The 14,978-nt window shown below is 65.0% G+C and carries 16 protein-coding genes; 7 read left to right on the plus strand and 9 right to left on the minus strand.

The window, feature by feature from the left end; all coding sequences use genetic code 11:
* On the plus strand, window positions 1-4,301 hold a 4,301-nt coding region (locus AABA84_RS24030; RefSeq protein ID WP_338313418.1), incomplete at its 5' end, for a response regulator.
* Between the two features lie 14 nt (window positions 4,302-4,315).
* On the plus strand, window positions 4,316-5,803 hold the full coding sequence (locus AABA84_RS24035; protein ID WP_212247639.1) for an HWE histidine kinase domain-containing protein: 1,488 nt from the start codon (window positions 4,316-4,318) through the stop codon (window positions 5,801-5,803).
* On the opposite strand, the gene AABA84_RS24040 is transcribed toward AABA84_RS24035, so the two are convergent.
* Window positions 5,800-6,021: a hypothetical protein gene (locus AABA84_RS24040; RefSeq protein WP_028144049.1), complete on the minus strand. Its 222-nt coding sequence runs from the start codon at window positions 6,019-6,021 to the stop codon at window positions 5,800-5,802. The two genes, AABA84_RS24035 and AABA84_RS24040, sit on opposite strands and share 4 nt — an antisense overlap.
* Window positions 6,022-6,163: 142 nt before the next feature.
* On the opposite strand from AABA84_RS24040, the gene AABA84_RS24045 reads away from it, so the two are divergent.
* Window positions 6,164-6,421, plus strand: coding sequence for a hypothetical protein (locus tag AABA84_RS24045; RefSeq protein ID WP_212247637.1), 258 nt, complete (start codon window positions 6,164-6,166; stop codon window positions 6,419-6,421).
* A 97-nt stretch (window positions 6,422-6,518) separates the two neighbouring features.
* Window positions 6,519-6,767, plus strand: coding sequence for a hypothetical protein (locus tag AABA84_RS24050; RefSeq protein ID WP_212247636.1), 249 nt, complete (start codon window positions 6,519-6,521; stop codon window positions 6,765-6,767).
* A 155-nt stretch (window positions 6,768-6,922) separates the two neighbouring features.
* Here AABA84_RS24050 and AABA84_RS24055 read toward each other — a convergent pair whose 3' ends face one another.
* Genes AABA84_RS24055 through AABA84_RS24065 form a run of 3 tightly spaced genes read right to left on the minus strand, consistent with a single transcriptional unit; the run spans window position 6,923 to window position 7,603 of the window.
* A complete protein-coding gene (locus AABA84_RS24055) occupies window positions 6,923-7,108 on the minus strand; it encodes a hypothetical protein (protein WP_338313421.1) in 186 nt (61 codons plus the stop codon).
* Between the two features lie 45 nt (window positions 7,109-7,153).
* Window positions 7,154-7,363 (minus strand): hypothetical protein, encoded by a 210-nt coding sequence (locus AABA84_RS24060; protein WP_212247634.1) that lies wholly within the window; start codon window positions 7,361-7,363, stop codon window positions 7,154-7,156.
* A gap of 18 nt (window positions 7,364-7,381) precedes the next feature.
* Window positions 7,382-7,603 carry a hypothetical protein gene (locus AABA84_RS24065; protein ID WP_212247633.1) on the minus strand — a complete coding sequence of 74 codons (222 nt, stop codon included), beginning with the start codon at window positions 7,601-7,603 and terminating at the stop codon, window positions 7,382-7,384.
* Window positions 7,604-7,718: 115 nt separating this feature from the next.
* Here AABA84_RS24065 and AABA84_RS24070 point away from each other — a divergent pair, with 115 nt between their 5' ends.
* Both AABA84_RS24070 and AABA84_RS24075 read left to right on the plus strand, forming a co-directional pair.
* Window positions 7,719-7,913 (plus strand): DUF3072 domain-containing protein, encoded by a 195-nt coding sequence (locus AABA84_RS24070; RefSeq protein ID WP_212247632.1) that lies wholly within the window; start codon window positions 7,719-7,721, stop codon window positions 7,911-7,913.
* A gap of 79 nt (window positions 7,914-7,992) precedes the next feature.
* A complete protein-coding gene (locus tag AABA84_RS24075; protein ID WP_338308474.1) occupies window positions 7,993-8,283 on the plus strand; it encodes a DUF6496 domain-containing protein in 291 nt (96 codons plus the stop codon).
* A 14-nt stretch (window positions 8,284-8,297) separates the two neighbouring features.
* Here the strand turns inward: AABA84_RS24075 and AABA84_RS24080 are convergent, their stop codons facing one another.
* Together AABA84_RS24080 and AABA84_RS24085 are read right to left on the minus strand one after the other, a co-directional pair.
* Window positions 8,298-8,660: a hypothetical protein gene (locus tag AABA84_RS24080; RefSeq protein WP_212247630.1), complete on the minus strand. Its 363-nt coding sequence runs from the start codon at window positions 8,658-8,660 to the stop codon at window positions 8,298-8,300.
* A 276-nt stretch (window positions 8,661-8,936) separates the two neighbouring features.
* Window positions 8,937-10,481: a Do family serine endopeptidase gene (locus AABA84_RS24085; protein WP_338313424.1), complete on the minus strand. Its 1,545-nt coding sequence runs from the start codon at window positions 10,479-10,481 to the stop codon at window positions 8,937-8,939.
* Between the two features lie 210 nt (window positions 10,482-10,691).
* On the opposite strand from AABA84_RS24085, the gene AABA84_RS24090 reads away from it, so the two are divergent.
* Entirely contained in the window at window positions 10,692-11,528 is an 837-nt protein-coding gene (locus tag AABA84_RS24090) for a universal stress protein (RefSeq protein WP_212247627.1), read from the plus strand.
* Between the two features lie 21 nt (window positions 11,529-11,549).
* Here the strand turns inward: AABA84_RS24090 and AABA84_RS24095 are convergent, their stop codons facing one another.
* The 3 genes from AABA84_RS24095 to AABA84_RS24105 form a co-directional block, all read right to left on the minus strand.
* Window positions 11,550-11,762, minus strand: coding sequence for a hypothetical protein (locus AABA84_RS24095; RefSeq protein WP_063203548.1), 213 nt, complete (start codon window positions 11,760-11,762; stop codon window positions 11,550-11,552).
* Window positions 11,763-11,949: 187 nt separating this feature from the next.
* On the minus strand, window positions 11,950-13,821 hold the full coding sequence (locus AABA84_RS24100; RefSeq protein WP_338313491.1) for a putative bifunctional diguanylate cyclase/phosphodiesterase: 1,872 nt from the start codon (window positions 13,819-13,821) through the stop codon (window positions 11,950-11,952).
* A 2-nt stretch (window positions 13,822-13,823) separates the two neighbouring features.
* Window positions 13,824-14,897, minus strand: coding sequence for an FIST signal transduction protein (locus AABA84_RS24105; RefSeq protein WP_338313427.1), 1,074 nt, complete (start codon window positions 14,895-14,897; stop codon window positions 13,824-13,826).
* Between the last annotated feature and the right edge of the window lie 81 nt (window positions 14,898-14,978).

Below are 14,978 nucleotides of genomic sequence, written 5' to 3' on the forward strand. Positions count from 1 at the left end.
ACAGCGTGAACTCGATGGCGGGCAACCTCACCGACCAGGTCCGCAACATCGCAGAGGTCGCGACCGCGATCGCGGGCGGCGACCTGTTGCACACGATCACCGTGGAAGTGGGCGACGAGATACTGCAGCTCAAGGACACGCTGAACACGATGGTCGACCAGCTCAACCGCTTCGCCGGCGAGGTGACGCGTGTGGCGCGCGAGGTCGGTACCGAAGGCCGCCTCGGCGGTCAGGCCAACGTGCCGGGCGTCGCCGGCACCTGGAAGGATCTCACCGACAGCGTGAACTCGATGGCGGGCAACCTCACCGCCCAGGTCCGCAACATCGCCGAAGTGACCACCGCCGTCGCGCGCGGCGACTTGTCGCGCAAGATCACCGTCGACGTGAAGGGCGAAATCCTCGAGCTCAAGAACACCATCAACACCATGGTGGACCAGCTCAACGGCTTTGCGGGCGAAGTGACGCGCGTCGCGCGCGAGGTCGGCACCGAAGGCAAGCTCGGCGGCCAGGCCGAGGTGCCGGGCGTTGCCGGCACCTGGAAGGACCTCACCGACAACGTCAACTTCATGGCCTCGAACCTGACGGCCCAGGTCCGCAACATCGCCGAGGTCGCGACCGCGATCGCCGGCGGCGACCTCTCGAAGAAGATCACGGTGGACGTGCGCGGCGAGATCCTGTTGCTCAAGGACACCTTGAACACCATGGTCGAGCAGCTGCGCTCCTTCGCCGCCGAAGTGACGCGCGTCGCGCGCGAGGTCGGCACCGAAGGCCGCCTCGGCGGTCAGGCCGTCGTGCCCGGCGTCGGCGGCACCTGGAAGGATCTGACCGACAACGTCAACCTCTTGGCCGCGAACCTCACCACCCAGGTGCGCAACATCGCCGAAGTGACCACCGCCGTGGCGCGCGGCGATCTCTCCCGCAAGATTACCGTCGACGTGAAGGGCGAAATCCTCGAGCTCAAGAACACCATCAACACCATGGTGGACCAGCTCAACGCCTTCGCCGGCGAAGTCACGCGCGTGGCGCGCGAGGTCGGCACCGAGGGCAAGCTCGGCGGCCAGGCGCAAGTGCCCGGTGTCGCCGGTACCTGGAAGGATCTCACCGATACCGTCAACTTCATGGCGGCAAACCTGACCGAGCAGGTGCGCGGCATCGTCAAGGTGGTGACCGCGGTCGCCAATGGCGACCTCAAGCAGAACCTCACCGTGAAATCGAAGGGCGAGGTCGCTGCGCTCGCCGACACCATCAACAACATGACCGAGACGCTCGCGACCTTCGCCGACCAGGTGACGTCGGTGGCCCGCGAGGTCGGCGTCGAAGGCCGGCTCGGCGGTCAGGCCAACGTGCCGGGCGCGGCCGGCACCTGGAAGGACCTCACCGGCAACGTGAACCTCCTGGCGGCCAACCTCACCTCGCAGGTGCGCGCGATCGCCGAAGTCGCGACCGCCGTGACCAAGGGCGACCTGACACGGTCGATCCAGGTCGATGCCCGCGGCGAAGTCGCCGAGCTGAAAGACAACATCAACACGATGATCACGAATCTCCGTCTCACGACGGACGTGAACACCGAGCAGGACTGGCTGAAGACCAACCTCGCCAAATTCACCAACATGCTCCAGGGCCAGCGCGACCTCACCACCGTCGGCCGGCTGCTGCTCACCGAATTGTCGCCGCTGGTGAACGCCCATACCGGCGTGATCTATCAGATCGAGAGCGAGGACAATCCGCAGCTCCTGCTGCTCGCCTCCTACGCCAGCGACGGCATCTATCCGTATCAGCGCGTGCTGCAGTTCGGCGACGGCCTGATCGGCCAGTGCGCGCTCGACAAGCGGCCGCGCGTGGTCGCGGACATTCCGTCCGACGTGGTGCCGATCAACTCGGCGCTGTTCCGCGTCGCGCCGAAGAACCTCGTCGTGCTGCCGGTGCTGTTCGAGGGCCAGGTCAAGGCCGTGATCGAGCTCGCCTCGCTCGTATCCTTCACGACCTCGCAGATGACGTTCCTGGAGCAGCTCACCGACTCCATCGGCATCGTGCTCAATTCGATCGAGGCGACGATGCAGACCGAAGGCCTGCTCAAGCAGTCGCAGCAGCTTGCCGGCGAGCTCCAGACCCAGCAGCGCGAATTGCAGCAGACCAACGACCAGCTCGAGCAGAAGGCGCAGCAGCTCGCCGAGCGCAACGTCGAGGTCGAGCGCAAGAACCAGGAGATCGAGCAGGCCCGCCGCGCGCTGGAGGAAAAGGCGACCGAGCTCGCGCTGACCTCGAAGTACAAGTCCGAATTCCTCGCCAATATGAGCCACGAGCTGCGCACGCCGCTGAACTCGATCCTGATCCTGGGGCAGCAGCTCACCGACAATCCGGACGGCAACCTCTCGGCCAAGCAGGTCGAGTTCGCCCGCACCATCCACGGCGCCGGCACCGACCTGCTCAATCTCATCAGCGACATCCTGGATCTGTCCAAGATCGAATCCGGCACGGTGACGGTCGATGCCGAGGAAATCCTGACCGCGAACCTGCTGGAGACCGTCGGACGGCCGTTCCGGCACGAGGCGGACAACCGCAATCTCTCGTTCAAGATCGACGTCGATCCGAACCTCCCACGCAGCATCGTCACCGACTCCAAGCGCCTGCAACAGGTCCTGAAGAACCTGCTCTCCAACGCCTTCAAGTTCACCGCCGAAGGCGAGGTGCGCCTGAATGTCACCGCCGCGGTCGGCGGCTGGGGAACGGATCATCCGGTGCTGAACTCCGCGCCAGCGGTGATCGCGCTCGAAGTGTCCGATACCGGCATCGGCATTCCCGTGGAAAAGCAGAAGCTGATCTTCGAGGCGTTCCAGCAGGCCGATGCCGGCACCAGCCGGAAATATGGCGGCACCGGCCTTGGGCTTGCGATCAGCCGCGAACTGGCAAGCCTGCTCGGCGGCGAAATTCATCTGCGCAGCTCCCCGGGCAAGGGCTCCTCGTTCACGCTCTATCTGCCGCTCAAATATTCCGGCCCGACGCTCGCACCGCGGGCCGCACCTGCGTCGCAGCAACACAATCAGCCGCCGGCGCTGCAGCCCGCCGCGCCGGAACAGCAGCGCGTCATCGAGCAGCTTCCCGACGACCGCCTCAACCTCGAACCTGGCGACAGCATCCTCCTGATCGTCGAGGACGACCCGCATTACGCGCGTGTGCTGGTCGACCTCGCGCGCGACAAGGGATTCAAGGTTCTGGTCGCCGCTCGCGGTGCGGAGGCGCTGGAGCTTGCCAAGCAGTACCAGCCGAGAGCGGTCTCGCTCGACGTGTTCCTGCCCGATATGCTCGGCTGGACCGTGCTGAGCCAGCTCAAGCACAATCCGCTGACCCGCCACATCCCCGTGCAGATCATCACGCTCGACGAGGACCGCCAGCATGCGCTGGCGCGTGGCGCGTTCTCGTTCGTCAACAAGCCGACGACGACCGAGGGCGTCTCGGCCGCGCTGACGCAGATCAAGGAATATGCACGGCCGCGGCGCAAGCGGCTCCTGATCGTCGAGGACAACGAGGCCGAGCAGCTCTCGATCCGCGAGCTGCTGCACCACGACGACATCGAGATCGTGACGACGGACACCGGCGCCGGTGCGCTCTCGACGCTGCGCGAGGCGCCCTGCGACTGCGTGGTGCTCGACCTCAGGCTGCCCGACATGAGCGGCTTCGAGGTGCTGGACCAGATCCGCAACGACGAGGCGCTGTCGAACATTCCGGTCGTCGTCTTCACCGGCCGCGAGCTTTCGGCGGAGGAGGATGCGGAACTCCACACCATGGCGCGCAGCATCGTGGTCAAGGGCGTGGAATCGCCGGAGCGCCTGCTCGACGAGACCGCATTGTTCCTGCACCGCGTGATCACGGAACTTCCGGTCGAGAAGCAGCGCATGCTGGAGAAGCTGAACAGTTCCGACGAGGACCTGATCGGCAAGACCGCACTGCTTGTCGACGACGACGCCCGCAACATCTTCGCGCTGTCGAGCGTGCTGGAACGGCGCGGCATGAAGGTGCTGACGGCCACGACCGGCCGAGAAGCCGTCACCCTGGTCGAATCCAATCCGGAGATCGCCATCGTTCTGATGGACATCATGATGCCGCAGATGGATGGCTACCAGACCATCGGCGTCATCCGCGAAAACCAGGCCTTCGCCCGCCTTCCGATCATCGCGCTGACCGCCAAGGCGATGAAGGGTGACCGGGAAAAATGCCTGGAGGCCGGCGCGTCCGACTATCTCGCCAAACCCGTCAACACCGATCAATTGCTGCTTGCGATCCGCATGTGGCTGCACCGATGAGTTTGGATCCGCGAATGGACCACGAAAAGGTCAACATCCTCCTCGTCGACGACCAGCCGGCCAAGCTGCTCGCCTATGAGGTGATCCTGAAGGAACTCGGCGAGAACCTCGTGGTTGCTTCGTCTGGACGCGAGGCGCTGGAGGTGCTGCTCAAGAACGAGATCGCGGTGATCCTGGTCGACGTCTGCATGCCCGAGCTCGACGGCTTCGAGCTCGCTGCGATGATCCGCGAGCATCCGCGCTTCCAGAAGACCGCGATGATCTTCATCTCCGCCATCCAAGTCAGCGACATCGACCGGTTGCGCGGCTACGAGATGGGCGCGGTCGACTATGTGCCGGTACCGGTCGTGCCGGAGGTGCTGCGCGCCAAGATCAAGGTATTTGCCGAGCTCTACCGCAAGACCCGCGAGCTGGAACGGCTGAACCAGGAGCTCGAGGATCGGGTCCGCGCACGCACGGCGGAACTGGAGAACTCCACCGCGAAGCTGCGCGAAAGCGAGCAGCGGCGCAGCATGGCCATCGCCGCCGGCAAGATGGGCTCCTGGGATTGGGACTGGATCAGCGGCGACTGGATGTGGGACGAGGGGCAATATCGCATCTTTGGCGTCGGCCCGGAGAGCTTCGAGATCAATCCGGCCAACGTTCAGGCGCTGTTGCATCCCGACGACGTCGATCAGTTGCGCAAGGCGATCGCCGAATTCAACAAGGGCACGCGGGCTTATGAGACCGAGTTCCGCATTGTGCGGCCCGACAGCGAGGTGCGCTGGTGCGTCGGCACGGCGGCCGCGACCGTCGACGATAACGGTCGCGTCGTGCGCGTAAGCGGTGTCACCGTGGACATCACCGAACGCAAGCGAGCCGAGGAACGGCAGAACCTGCTGGCGCGGGAAGTCGATCATCGTGCCAAGAATGCGCTGGCACTGGCCCAGTCGATCGTGCGCCTCACCCGGGCCGACGAGGTCAAGGCCTATGTCAGCGCCGTCGAGGGACGCATCAATGCGCTGGCGCGCGTGCACACCATCCTGTCGCTGTCGAGCTGGCAGGGCGCCGAGCTCTCCAGGCTGATCGACGAGGAGCTTGCGCCCTATTCGCTCGGCGGCCAGATCGTATTGGCGGGTCCGAAGGTCCAGTTGCTGCCGGCGACGGCTCAGACGCTGGCGCTCGCGTTGCACGAGCTCTTCACCAACTCGGCCAAGTATGGCGCACTCTCGACCAGGTCGGGACGGCTCACGATCGGCTGGCAGGTCGAGGACCAGCTGCTGACGCTGAGCTGGGAAGAATCCGGCGGTCCACTCGTCATGACCCCGAAATCTCGCGGCTTCGGCACGCGGAGCCTGCTTGCGAGCGTCGAGTCCCAGCTCGGTGGACAGGCGCAATTCGATTGGCGAGCCGAAGGACTGTTGTGTCGCCTCGAGGTGCCGCTGACACGCAAGACGGCGACGACCGCACCCGGAAAATTCGACGCCCCCGGCTCCGCCGAATTACAACGCGCCTCAGGCTAGCCCGACGCCGCCATCCTCGTTTGCCGCGGCGGCCGCGCTTCCTCGGCGAGGCGTCCTTCGAGCCAGGCTTCCGTTTGAGCGAGATCGCGTAGCGCCCTCGCGTAGCGGCGGGCTGCACTTCGCTCCGCGCCGCGCGGCAGTTTGCGGGCCTTGCGCAGCATGTCCGCAGCCGCGTTGCGATAGGCCAGCGAGCGGTAAAGAAAGACAACCTTACCCATATCGAATGTTCCCGTTTTTCTGACGCTCATCCTCGCAGCCCCGCCATGAACGGCGGATGAAGCCTGTGATGACAATTCCTTCATTCGTTTGGAACCGGTGAATATAGCCCGCGTTTGCATGCCAGTTCGGGATGCAGTTCCCATGCGTGCAAAAAAGTCTTCGGACGTGATCTCTCCCGCCGGCCTCATCAAGCTGATGACGCATGCGATGATGGGCGCAGCCCTCGGCCTCGCCTTCAGCCTCATGCTGATCCTGTCCAATCCCGCCGTCGCCAGCCTGCTCGATCACGGCGGAAGCCAGGCCGCGATCGTCTTCGCCCTCACATTGGTGACGACGTTCGCGATCGGCGCGACACTCACCGGGGCCGTGTTCATCATCGTTGAGGACAAGAAATCTTGAAGCCTGCGTGCGACGCGGCAGATGCGTTTTGTCAGGAACTCCTTCGGCCAATAGCGGTTGGCTGCCTGCGTCAATTTAACCCAGGGAGTTCCCCCGCATGACAACGACAAAGCTCGTTCTCACCGCAATGTTGGCCACCGGCCTCGCCGCCGCGCCGCTCGCCGCACAGGCCAAGTCGCACAAGGCGAAGCACGGATCATCGATGTCGTCCTCGCAGACCACCGGCGCCAACACCAAGGCCTCGAAGGGCGCGGACCCTTCCGGCCAGGGCGGTTCTGGTCCCGGCTCGGACCAGGGCGGCACCATGACGAACAAGAGCAGCAAGGGCATGAGCAACACCAAGTGAGCTCAGGCCGACATGACATAAGGCCCCGCGGCGACGCAGGGCCTTTTGCCTTGCTCGATCGGCAATTCCTTTAAAGCGCGATGCGGTTGTGATGAGTCGTCATCCGCCTTGGGTTTCCTTCCGGAAAACCACTGCGTGCTTTTCCGGACCATGCTTTAGCGCCACATCGTCGGCGCGCGCGTCAGCGCAATGCGGCCGGCGCGTTTCAAATCTTCGATGGAGCATGGTGCTGCTTGCGCGGCTTCGCGCAGCTTGGCGGCAACGCGCTCCCGCATCGCTGTGTCGGACGGAGCAACATCCGCGCAGACCTCGTCGAGAACCGTCCTCAACAGCGAGACCATCTCGGCATCCGGCGACGAGCTCCAGCGTGTCGCTTGCGCGCACGCTTAGCTGCGTCGGATGTCAGGGCTGTTAAGGCCGCGGTCCGCGGCCTTCGTCTTCACGAGTTGCTCGAGCTGCGCCCGCTTGCGTCCGATCAGAAGTTGGGCCGCAGCATCATCGAGCCCCGCACGCTGCAATTGCCGGATGGCAGAGCCCAATTCGAGAATCTCGGCGCGCAACCTCAAGATCCGGTACGTGTCCGGGTCTTCCTCCACGGCGCCCCCCAAAAGGTTTCAGCGCCGCGTGCTCGCGCGCTCGGGATTGCCTTCTGTCTTCACGAGACGAAGGCGCACCCGGTCGCGAACGTCAGGCAGGACGTCGCCGCCGCCGGCAGCCTTCCATTCGCCGATCAGCAGGTTGACCTTCCGGCGCAAATCCATCTGCGCCAGGGCCTGCTGGACGCAATCGCGGTCGCCGTTGATGAGATCGCGCACGGAGGCCTCGACGCCGGCCATTTCGAACCTCAAGGCGCTGATTTTACGTCGAATTTCATTAATTCTGTTGTCCATGGCTTGTTAGAACAAAATAAGAACATATAGTCAAGTCACGATTTCAGGACGGAGAAGCGGCATGCAGGTTCAGGGCAAATACGACGCCAGGGTTTTCCTCACCGAGCAGATGACCCGGACGCAGGGGCTCAGGCTGAAACGGCTGAGTGAAGAAGCGTATCAGCCCGCGCAATATGCGCGCGATCTGTCCTTCAGCGAGGCGGCACGGCGCATCCAGGTGCTGGAAGCCGAGATCGAGCTGGCGAATTCCTTCTAGGCTGCGTCTGGAACGCTGTGCGCGTCCTTCGGAACCATGCCCGGGTCGAAAGGTTCTCCCCGGCCAAGGGAGAACATGCATGGCACGCAAGGCAAAGAAGCGCCGCTACTCACGCAGCGCCGGCAGCGATGTCGAGAGCGAGATGCGCCGCTACAAGAAGGGCACCGCAAAGAGCGGTCGCAAAGGCCGCGGCGGACGCGTGAAGAGCCGCAAGCAGGCGATCGCGATCGGACTGTCGAAGGCACGCAAGAAGGGCAAGAAGGTCCCCAAGAAGGCTGCCAAGAAGACCTCCAAGAAGACGTCCAAGAAGAGGACGACCAAGAAGAAGACGACCAAGACATCGTCGAAGCGCAAATCCAGCAAGCGTTGACGCTGATCTGTCTCTCAGATCATGCTGCCCGGCATGAAGCAGCGGATCGAAACGCCGAACGCGGTCTTGACCGGCCACACCATGGTGCGGCCGGCGCGGTTCGGCTCGGTGATGACGGCTTCGTCCGGCACCTCGATCCACTCGCCGTCGAGACGCACGCGATAATGCCCGTTATGCGACTCCCAGTCGGGATCGGCGACGGCAAAACCATCCGCATCCGAGCAGCACGGACCAAGGTGGCTGCGCAGGCTGTCGAACCATGGCTTCAGGGGTGAGTCCGCGTAGCGGCCATCGTCCCGCCCGAGAGCGTTTCCGGCCGACAGCACGAATGGCGCCACGAGCAGCGCCCTCCTCAGCGAGAGCTTCAATCGATCCATGTCGGCACCGATCAAATGCGAACCAGCGGCCAGTTCCACAAAGCGGCGGCAAGTTCGAAGTTCCACGCTTGCAACCCGTCCCGGCGGCAACGTAGCCGCCGGCGATCTGCACGACTCGGAACTTTGATGAGCGAACACGGCTTTTTCGGACGAACCGCGTCATCGTCGCTGCCGTTGACGAGAATGTTATCGATCGCCTCCCGGGAGTCCTGAAGGCAAACGAAAAAGGCGGCCTCGAGGGCCGCCTTTCTTGATCTATGCCGATCGACGTTCGCCTCAGGCGAGTGGTACCGCGACGAAGCGGGTCGCCTGCGCGCTTCTGACCTGCAACAACACGCTGCGCTTGCCGGACGATTTGGCCTGCGCCAACTCCGAGCGAACGTCGCCGACATTGGCGACGGCCTTGCCGCCGACATTGAGGATGACGTCGCCGGTTTGGATGCCGCGCTGCGCCGCCGGCCCTTGCGGATCGACTTCGGTGACGACAACGCCCTTCTGGCCAGCACCCTGGACCTCACCGGCCGGAGCCAGGCCGAGCCCGAGACGCGGCGTGTCGGCGTTCGGCTGCGCCTTGCCCTCGCCGGCCTTGCCGTCTCCCTGGGCCTGCCGCTGGTTCGGCAGCTCGCCGAGCGCCAGCGTCACCGTTTTGCCGTCGCCCTTGTGGAAGACATCGAGCTTCACGGACGTGCCCGGTGCCAGGGTGGCGATGGTGCGGGCGAGGTCGCGGGAGTCCTTGATCGCGGTGCCGTTGACGGCGGTGATGACGTCACCCGCCTCGATGCCGGCCTTGGCCGCCGGGCTGCCATCCTGCGGACTGTCGACGATCGCACCGCGCGCCTCCTTCAGCCCGAGGCTGTCGGCAATCTCGGCGGTGACCGGCTGCACTTGCACGCCGAGCCAGCCACGGGTCACCGCGCCCTTGTCCTTCAGCTGCGCGACGACGAGCTTTGCAGTCGAGGCCGGAATGTCGAAGCCGATGCCGACCGAACCGCCGGACGGCGAGAAGATCGCAGTGTTCACGCCGATCACGTTGCCGTTCATGTCGAAGGCCGGGCCGCCGGAATTGCCCTTGTTGATGGGCGCATCGATCTGGATGAAGTCGTCATAGGGGCCGTTGCCGATGTCGCGGCCACTGGCCGAGACGATGCCGGCGGTCACGGTGCCGCCAAGGCCGAAGGGATTGCCGACCGCAACCACCCAGTCGCCGATGCGCGGCTTCTGGTCGGAGAATTTGACGAACGGAAAGTCCTTCTTGCCATCGACCTTGATGAGCGCGAGATCGGTCTTCGGATCGGTGCCAACGACCTTGGCGGTGTAGCTCGTGCCGTCATCCATGGTCACCTGCACCGACTCGGCGTGGTCGACGACGTGGTTGTTGGTCACGGCGTAGCCGTCGGCGGAGATGAAGAAGCCGGAGCCTTCGCCCGTGATCATCTGATGGCGCTGGCGCGGCATGCCGTTCATGCCGCCTGGGCCACGGAAGCCGAACTGCCGCGAGAACTGGTCGAACGGGGTGTCCTCGTCCAGATCCATCCGGTTCTGCTGCAGCATCGCGCTCTTGTCGTTGTCCTGGTCGATCTTGACCCGCACCGAGATGACGGCGGGTTTGACCTTGCTGACGAGGTCACCAAAGCCCGGCGGCGTCGCGGCGGATTCGGCGGCCTGGGCCGGGGCAATGAAGGAGCTCGGACCGAACGGCGAAGAGCCGGGAGCGGCCGCCAGCACGGCCACGCCGAGCGCGGCCACGGTGCCGAGCAGCGCAAGCCGGCGCGGCCTCAGGATCTTGCGGGACGTGGTGTCGGAATTGACGCGATCGTTCATGTCGAAATGTCCATGTTGGATAAGGTGTCGCCTTGCCTCCAACATGGCCATCGTCACCTTACGACGTCCCGTCCATCCGATTAAATCTTGGCAAAGAATGCGCGCGGGCCTCGCGGGAAAATCGTCCCTGCGCATTTGATGCAGCTCAACGCGGGTCCTTCGGGCAGTGAAAAACTGCGGCCACCGGATGATGTTCATCGGAGGCGCGCCATGTACAAAGACATTCTCGTCCACATCCCCACCGAACGCCCCATGCGCTGCGCGATCGAAGGCTCGATTTCGCTCGCGGCGCAGTTCAACGCCCATCTCGACGCAGTCGCGATCGGCTATGTCGCAACCAGTGCGGCCTACGTGATGGAGGGCGGCGCCGCGGTCGCGGCCGTGTTCGAACTGGAACGCGAGCGCGCGGTAGAGCGGGCCGAGGCCGCGCTCGCCGTGTTTGGCATCGAGGCGGCGAACGCCGGCATCTCCTACGGCTGCCGCGCGCTCGGCGCGATCCCGGTGGATGCAGCCGGCTCGCTCGGCGAGATGGCGCGGTTGCACGACCTCAGCGTCGTGCTCCAGCCTGATCCGGCGCAGGGCTCATTCGACAACGACGTGCCGCGCGAGATCCTGTTTCAGGCGGGCGGCCCGGTGCTGTTCCTGCCCTACACCTTCCATGGAGCGTTCAAGGCGGCGCGGATCGGCATCTGCTGGGACGGCAGCCGCCTCGCAGCCCGCGCCGTGCACGACGCCGCACCGTTCCTGGCCCGCGCCGACGAGATCGTGATCATCACCATCAACGAGGCCGACGCGGTCTCGGACGAAGCGTCAGCGAACGGTCTGGCAAGACATCTCGGCCGGCGCGGACTGTCGACCCGCACGGTCGGCCTGTCGGCGACGCGCGCCGACATCCAGCCGACCATCCTGTCGCTGGCGGCCGACGAAGGCCTCGATCTCCTGGTGATGGGCGGCTACGGCCATTCGCGGTTGCAGGAGCGCGTTCTCGGCGGCGTCACCCGCGCCATGCTGCAGGCCATGACGGTGCCGACGCTGATGTCGCATTGAGCCGGGCCGGCCCCGGCGCCGTCACGCCGCGACCGGGGTCTCCCATGTCGCGGGCGCTGCGGCGCCCTCGTCGTGTTGCACATTGCACGCGTCGAAATGCGCCTTGAGCTCGACCTCGGCGAGATATTCGAAATGTTCGGCCTGGCCGAGGAGTTCCCAGTTCTGAAGCGGCCGGTAGGCCGCCTGCTGACGACAGAGGGACGCCAGCGCCCGGTAGCGACGTACGTTCTCCATGAGACCCTCCCTCGCATTCACAAGGCTTATTGCCCCGATTTGCGTCAGGCCGATGGCGGTTGTGCAAAAGATTTGCTGCGCCGGTCGCGCGCCCAGCTTCGGCTCGTTCTTGGGAAGCGCGTATCCGGGCCGAGGTTCCAAACGTCGGTGAGACGGGCACTCGGTAACCCACCACCGGAGCCAAGCGCTAGGCGGAGAGCCGGCGCTCCACGGTCACGCCGACCAGGTCGAGATAGCGCTCGATCAGGTTGGGCCGGCCGACCAGATAGCCCTGCATCTCCTCGCAGGCCTCCCGCGCCAGGAAGGCACGCTGCGCTTCCGTCTCCACCCCCTCGGCAATGACCGGGATGTTCAGGGCGTGCGCGAGGCTCAGGACCGCGCGGACAATCTCGGCCGATTGCGGCGTCGCCTCGAGATTGGAGATGAAGCTGCGATCGATCTTGATCTTGTCGAACGGGAACGACTGGAGATAGGACAGCGAGGAATAGCCGGTGCCGAAATCGTCCATCGCGATGCGGATGCCGAGCGCCTTCAGCCGCCGCAGCAGATTGAGTGCGCGGGTGAAATCGCCGATCAGCACGCCCTCTGTGATCTCGACCTCGAGCCGCGTCGGCGTAAGCCCCGTCTCCAGCAGGATCTGGTGGATCGAACGTTCGAGATCGCCGGCCTGGAACTGGACCGGCGACAGATTGACGGCGACCTGCAGCGGCCGCGGCCAGGATGCCGCCTCACGGCACGCTTCGCGCAAGACCCATTCGCCGATCTGGACGATCAGCCCGTTCTCCTCGGCGAGCGGAATGAACTGGTCCGGCGGCACGAAGCCGCGCGTCGGATGGTTCCAGCGCAGCAGAGCCTCGAAGCCGATGACCTCGCCATCCACCCGCGCCTGCGGCTGGAAATAGACCAGGAACTGGTTCTGCTCCAGCGCCTGTCGCAGATCGTGCTGCAACAGCCTGCGGTCGCGCAGCTCCTGGTCCATCTCGGATTCGAAGAAGCGCACCCGGCCCCTGCCCTCGCGCTTGGCACGGTAGAGCGCCGAGTCGGCGTTGGCGAGCAGCGTGGCGGCATTCACGCCGTCGTCCGGATAGAACGCGATGCCGACGCTGAGGCCGACATGGGAGAGATAGTCGTCGACCTCCAGCTCCTGGCCGATGGTCTCGACCAGGCGTTCGGCGAGCGCCAGAACGTCATCGCGGCTGATGTCGTCGGGCATCAGGATCATGAACTCGTCGCCGCCGATACGGGCGACAAAGGCGCCGTCGGCCTCCTCGGCAAGCCGGTCCGCCGCCGCCCGCATCAGCAGATCGCCGACGGGGTGGCCGAACACGTCGTTGACTTCCTTGAAGCGGTCGAGATCGAGGCTGAGCACGGCAAAGCTGGTCGCCGCCTCCTGCGCCCGCTCCAACCGTTCGCCGAGCACGGCGTTGAAGGCGCTGCGGTTCGGCAGGTCGGTCAACGCATCATGATGTGCAAGATGGCTGATCCGCGCCTCGTTCGTGATCCTCTCGGTGACGTCCTCGATCACGCCGACCAGGTATTGCGGCGCACCGCCGCCATCCCTGACCAGCAGCTTGCGCGAATTGACGAGACGATCGCGGCCCTTCACGCCGACTTCGAGCAGATGCCCCTCCAGGATCATCGGCCCGCCGCTGTCGACGACGCGGCGATCCTGCTCGTTCACGACGCGGGCAATATGGTCCGGGAAGATCTGCTGCGGAGTCTTGCCCAGCATCGCCTCGCGCGGCATTCCGTAATACTCTTCGCCGGCGCGGTTGAGCAGGACGTAGCGGGAATCCTTCGCATCCTTGGCGAACACCGCGATCGGGATGTTCTCGATGATACAGTCGAGGAATTCACGCGCCCGCCGCAGATCCTGTTCGGCGCGCTTGTGCGTCTGTTCGAGTTCCTCGATCATCAGCTTGATCGCACGGTCGGTGCGACGGCGATCGCGATCGCCCTCCTCGTAGGCCGCACTGACGAGCTCGCAGAGCTTGGTCAGGTCGACCTGTCCGGACTCGTCCGTCGACTGACGAATCTGTCTTGCGAGCAGCCGGTGCATGGTCAAGCCGCCGCCTCCGCGATGACAGTGACGGTCATGGTCTGGTTGTGCAGCTCGCAGCGACCGGACCCGGCCGGCGGAGCGATCTCGCCGTAGGAGTAGAATCCGATCCGGACGACGTCCTCGCCGAGCTCGGTGGCGACCGCATCCAGCTCGTCCTGCGTGCGCTGCCCCATCACCCTGCGGCGGCCAGTACAGCTCACCAGGATCGCAAGCTTGTCGCCGTCAACGCCCTCCGCGAGTGCGCTACGCGCCTGCCGACCGGCTTCGCCGGCACCGGCGGCAAGACTGTCGAAATTGGCCCGCATCAATTGCGCGGTGCATCCTTCCGGAATGTCGGCGGCGAACGTCAGGGTGCGGGCATTGCGGTCCACCGCGAACACCGAGCGTACGATCTGCCGGTCCGGCTCGGCCTCGTCGTGAATGCCCAAGGGGAATGCCAGACCCGAACCCGGCATCGCTTCGGCCTCTTCTTCGCCGAGATAGCGGGTGTAGAGGTCCAGCGGCGGCTCGCCGTCGAGTTCCACGACCACGGATCCTTCCGACTTCGTCACCCTGCGGCGCGGGCCGAACACATCCCAGCCGCCGGCACAGCCATGCGCGAAACGGAACGAGGCGCCGTAGAATGCGATCGCGGCGACACGGTTCGGCGTCGCCTCGGCGTCGGCCCCGACGAGCGTCTGTTCAAATCGGGTGCCGTCGCCGGCGAGGCCGCCCGTGACAGGCAAGTCCGGTCCCAGAACCTCGGTGATTCCGGCAAGCAGTTCGCCGCCGTTCACCGCCAATCCGTCGGACAGGACAAACAGACCCGCCAGATCCGCCGCCAGCACCTGGCGGGCAAGGCGCGCGCCGCAGGCCCGCGACGCATCGCGGGTTTCGACGACCTCCTGCACCAACCGCACTTGCGTATGGGCGAAACGCAAGGCGACAGCGATGACTTCGTCATCGCAGATGTCGTCGCCATGAATTTGTCCACCGGTGCTGCAGCCGACGATATGGCTGTCGGGATAAAGGCCGCGCAGCTCGCGATAGCGTTGGCCGTCCACCAGTTGCTCGCGGCTGCCGAAATAGAGCACGAGCTGAGGAGGCTCGCGCAGGGCATCCGCTCCGCGCCAGCCATGGGCAGCATTCCAGTGACGATATTGAATGTGCATCCC

Source organism: Bradyrhizobium sp. TM239, assembly GCF_036247985.1.
Classification (GTDB): Bacteria; Pseudomonadota; Alphaproteobacteria; order Rhizobiales; family Xanthobacteraceae; genus Bradyrhizobium; species Bradyrhizobium ottawaense.

Excerpts from the sequence above, each read along its gene's own strand:
- AABA84_RS24040 (WP_028144049.1), bottom strand. The coding sequence starts at position 6,021 with ATGGGTAAGGTTGTCTTTCTTTACCGCTCGCTGGCCTATCGCAACGCG.
- AABA84_RS24050 (WP_212247636.1), top strand. The coding sequence starts at position 6,519 with ATGACAACGACAAAGCTCGTTCTCACCGCAATGTTGGCCACCGGCCTC.
- AABA84_RS24095 (WP_063203548.1), bottom strand. The coding sequence starts at position 11,762 with ATGGAGAACGTACGTCGCTACCGGGCGCTGGCGTCCCTCTGTCGTCAG.
- AABA84_RS24055 (WP_338313421.1), bottom strand. The coding sequence starts at position 7,108 with ATGGTCTCGCTGTTGAGGACGGTTCTCGACGAGGTCTGCGCGGATGTT.
- AABA84_RS24070 (WP_212247632.1), top strand. The coding sequence starts at position 7,719 with ATGCAGGTTCAGGGCAAATACGACGCCAGGGTTTTCCTCACCGAGCAG.
- AABA84_RS24100 (WP_338313491.1), bottom strand. The coding sequence starts at position 13,821 with ATGCACCGGCTGCTCGCAAGACAGATTCGTCAGTCGACGGACGAGTCC.
- AABA84_RS24065 (WP_212247633.1), bottom strand. The coding sequence starts at position 7,603 with ATGGCCGGCGTCGAGGCCTCCGTGCGCGATCTCATCAACGGCGACCGC.
- AABA84_RS24035 (WP_212247639.1), top strand. The coding sequence starts at position 4,316 with ATGGACCACGAAAAGGTCAACATCCTCCTCGTCGACGACCAGCCGGCC.
- AABA84_RS24045 (WP_212247637.1), top strand. The coding sequence starts at position 6,164 with ATGCGTGCAAAAAAGTCTTCGGACGTGATCTCTCCCGCCGGCCTCATC.
- AABA84_RS24085 (WP_338313424.1), bottom strand. The coding sequence starts at position 10,481 with ATGAACGATCGCGTCAATTCCGACACCACGTCCCGCAAGATCCTGAGG.
- AABA84_RS24090 (WP_212247627.1), top strand. The coding sequence starts at position 10,692 with ATGTACAAAGACATTCTCGTCCACATCCCCACCGAACGCCCCATGCGC.
- AABA84_RS24080 (WP_212247630.1), bottom strand. The coding sequence starts at position 8,660 with ATGGATCGATTGAAGCTCTCGCTGAGGAGGGCGCTGCTCGTGGCGCCA.
- AABA84_RS24075 (WP_338308474.1), top strand. The coding sequence starts at position 7,993 with ATGGCACGCAAGGCAAAGAAGCGCCGCTACTCACGCAGCGCCGGCAGC.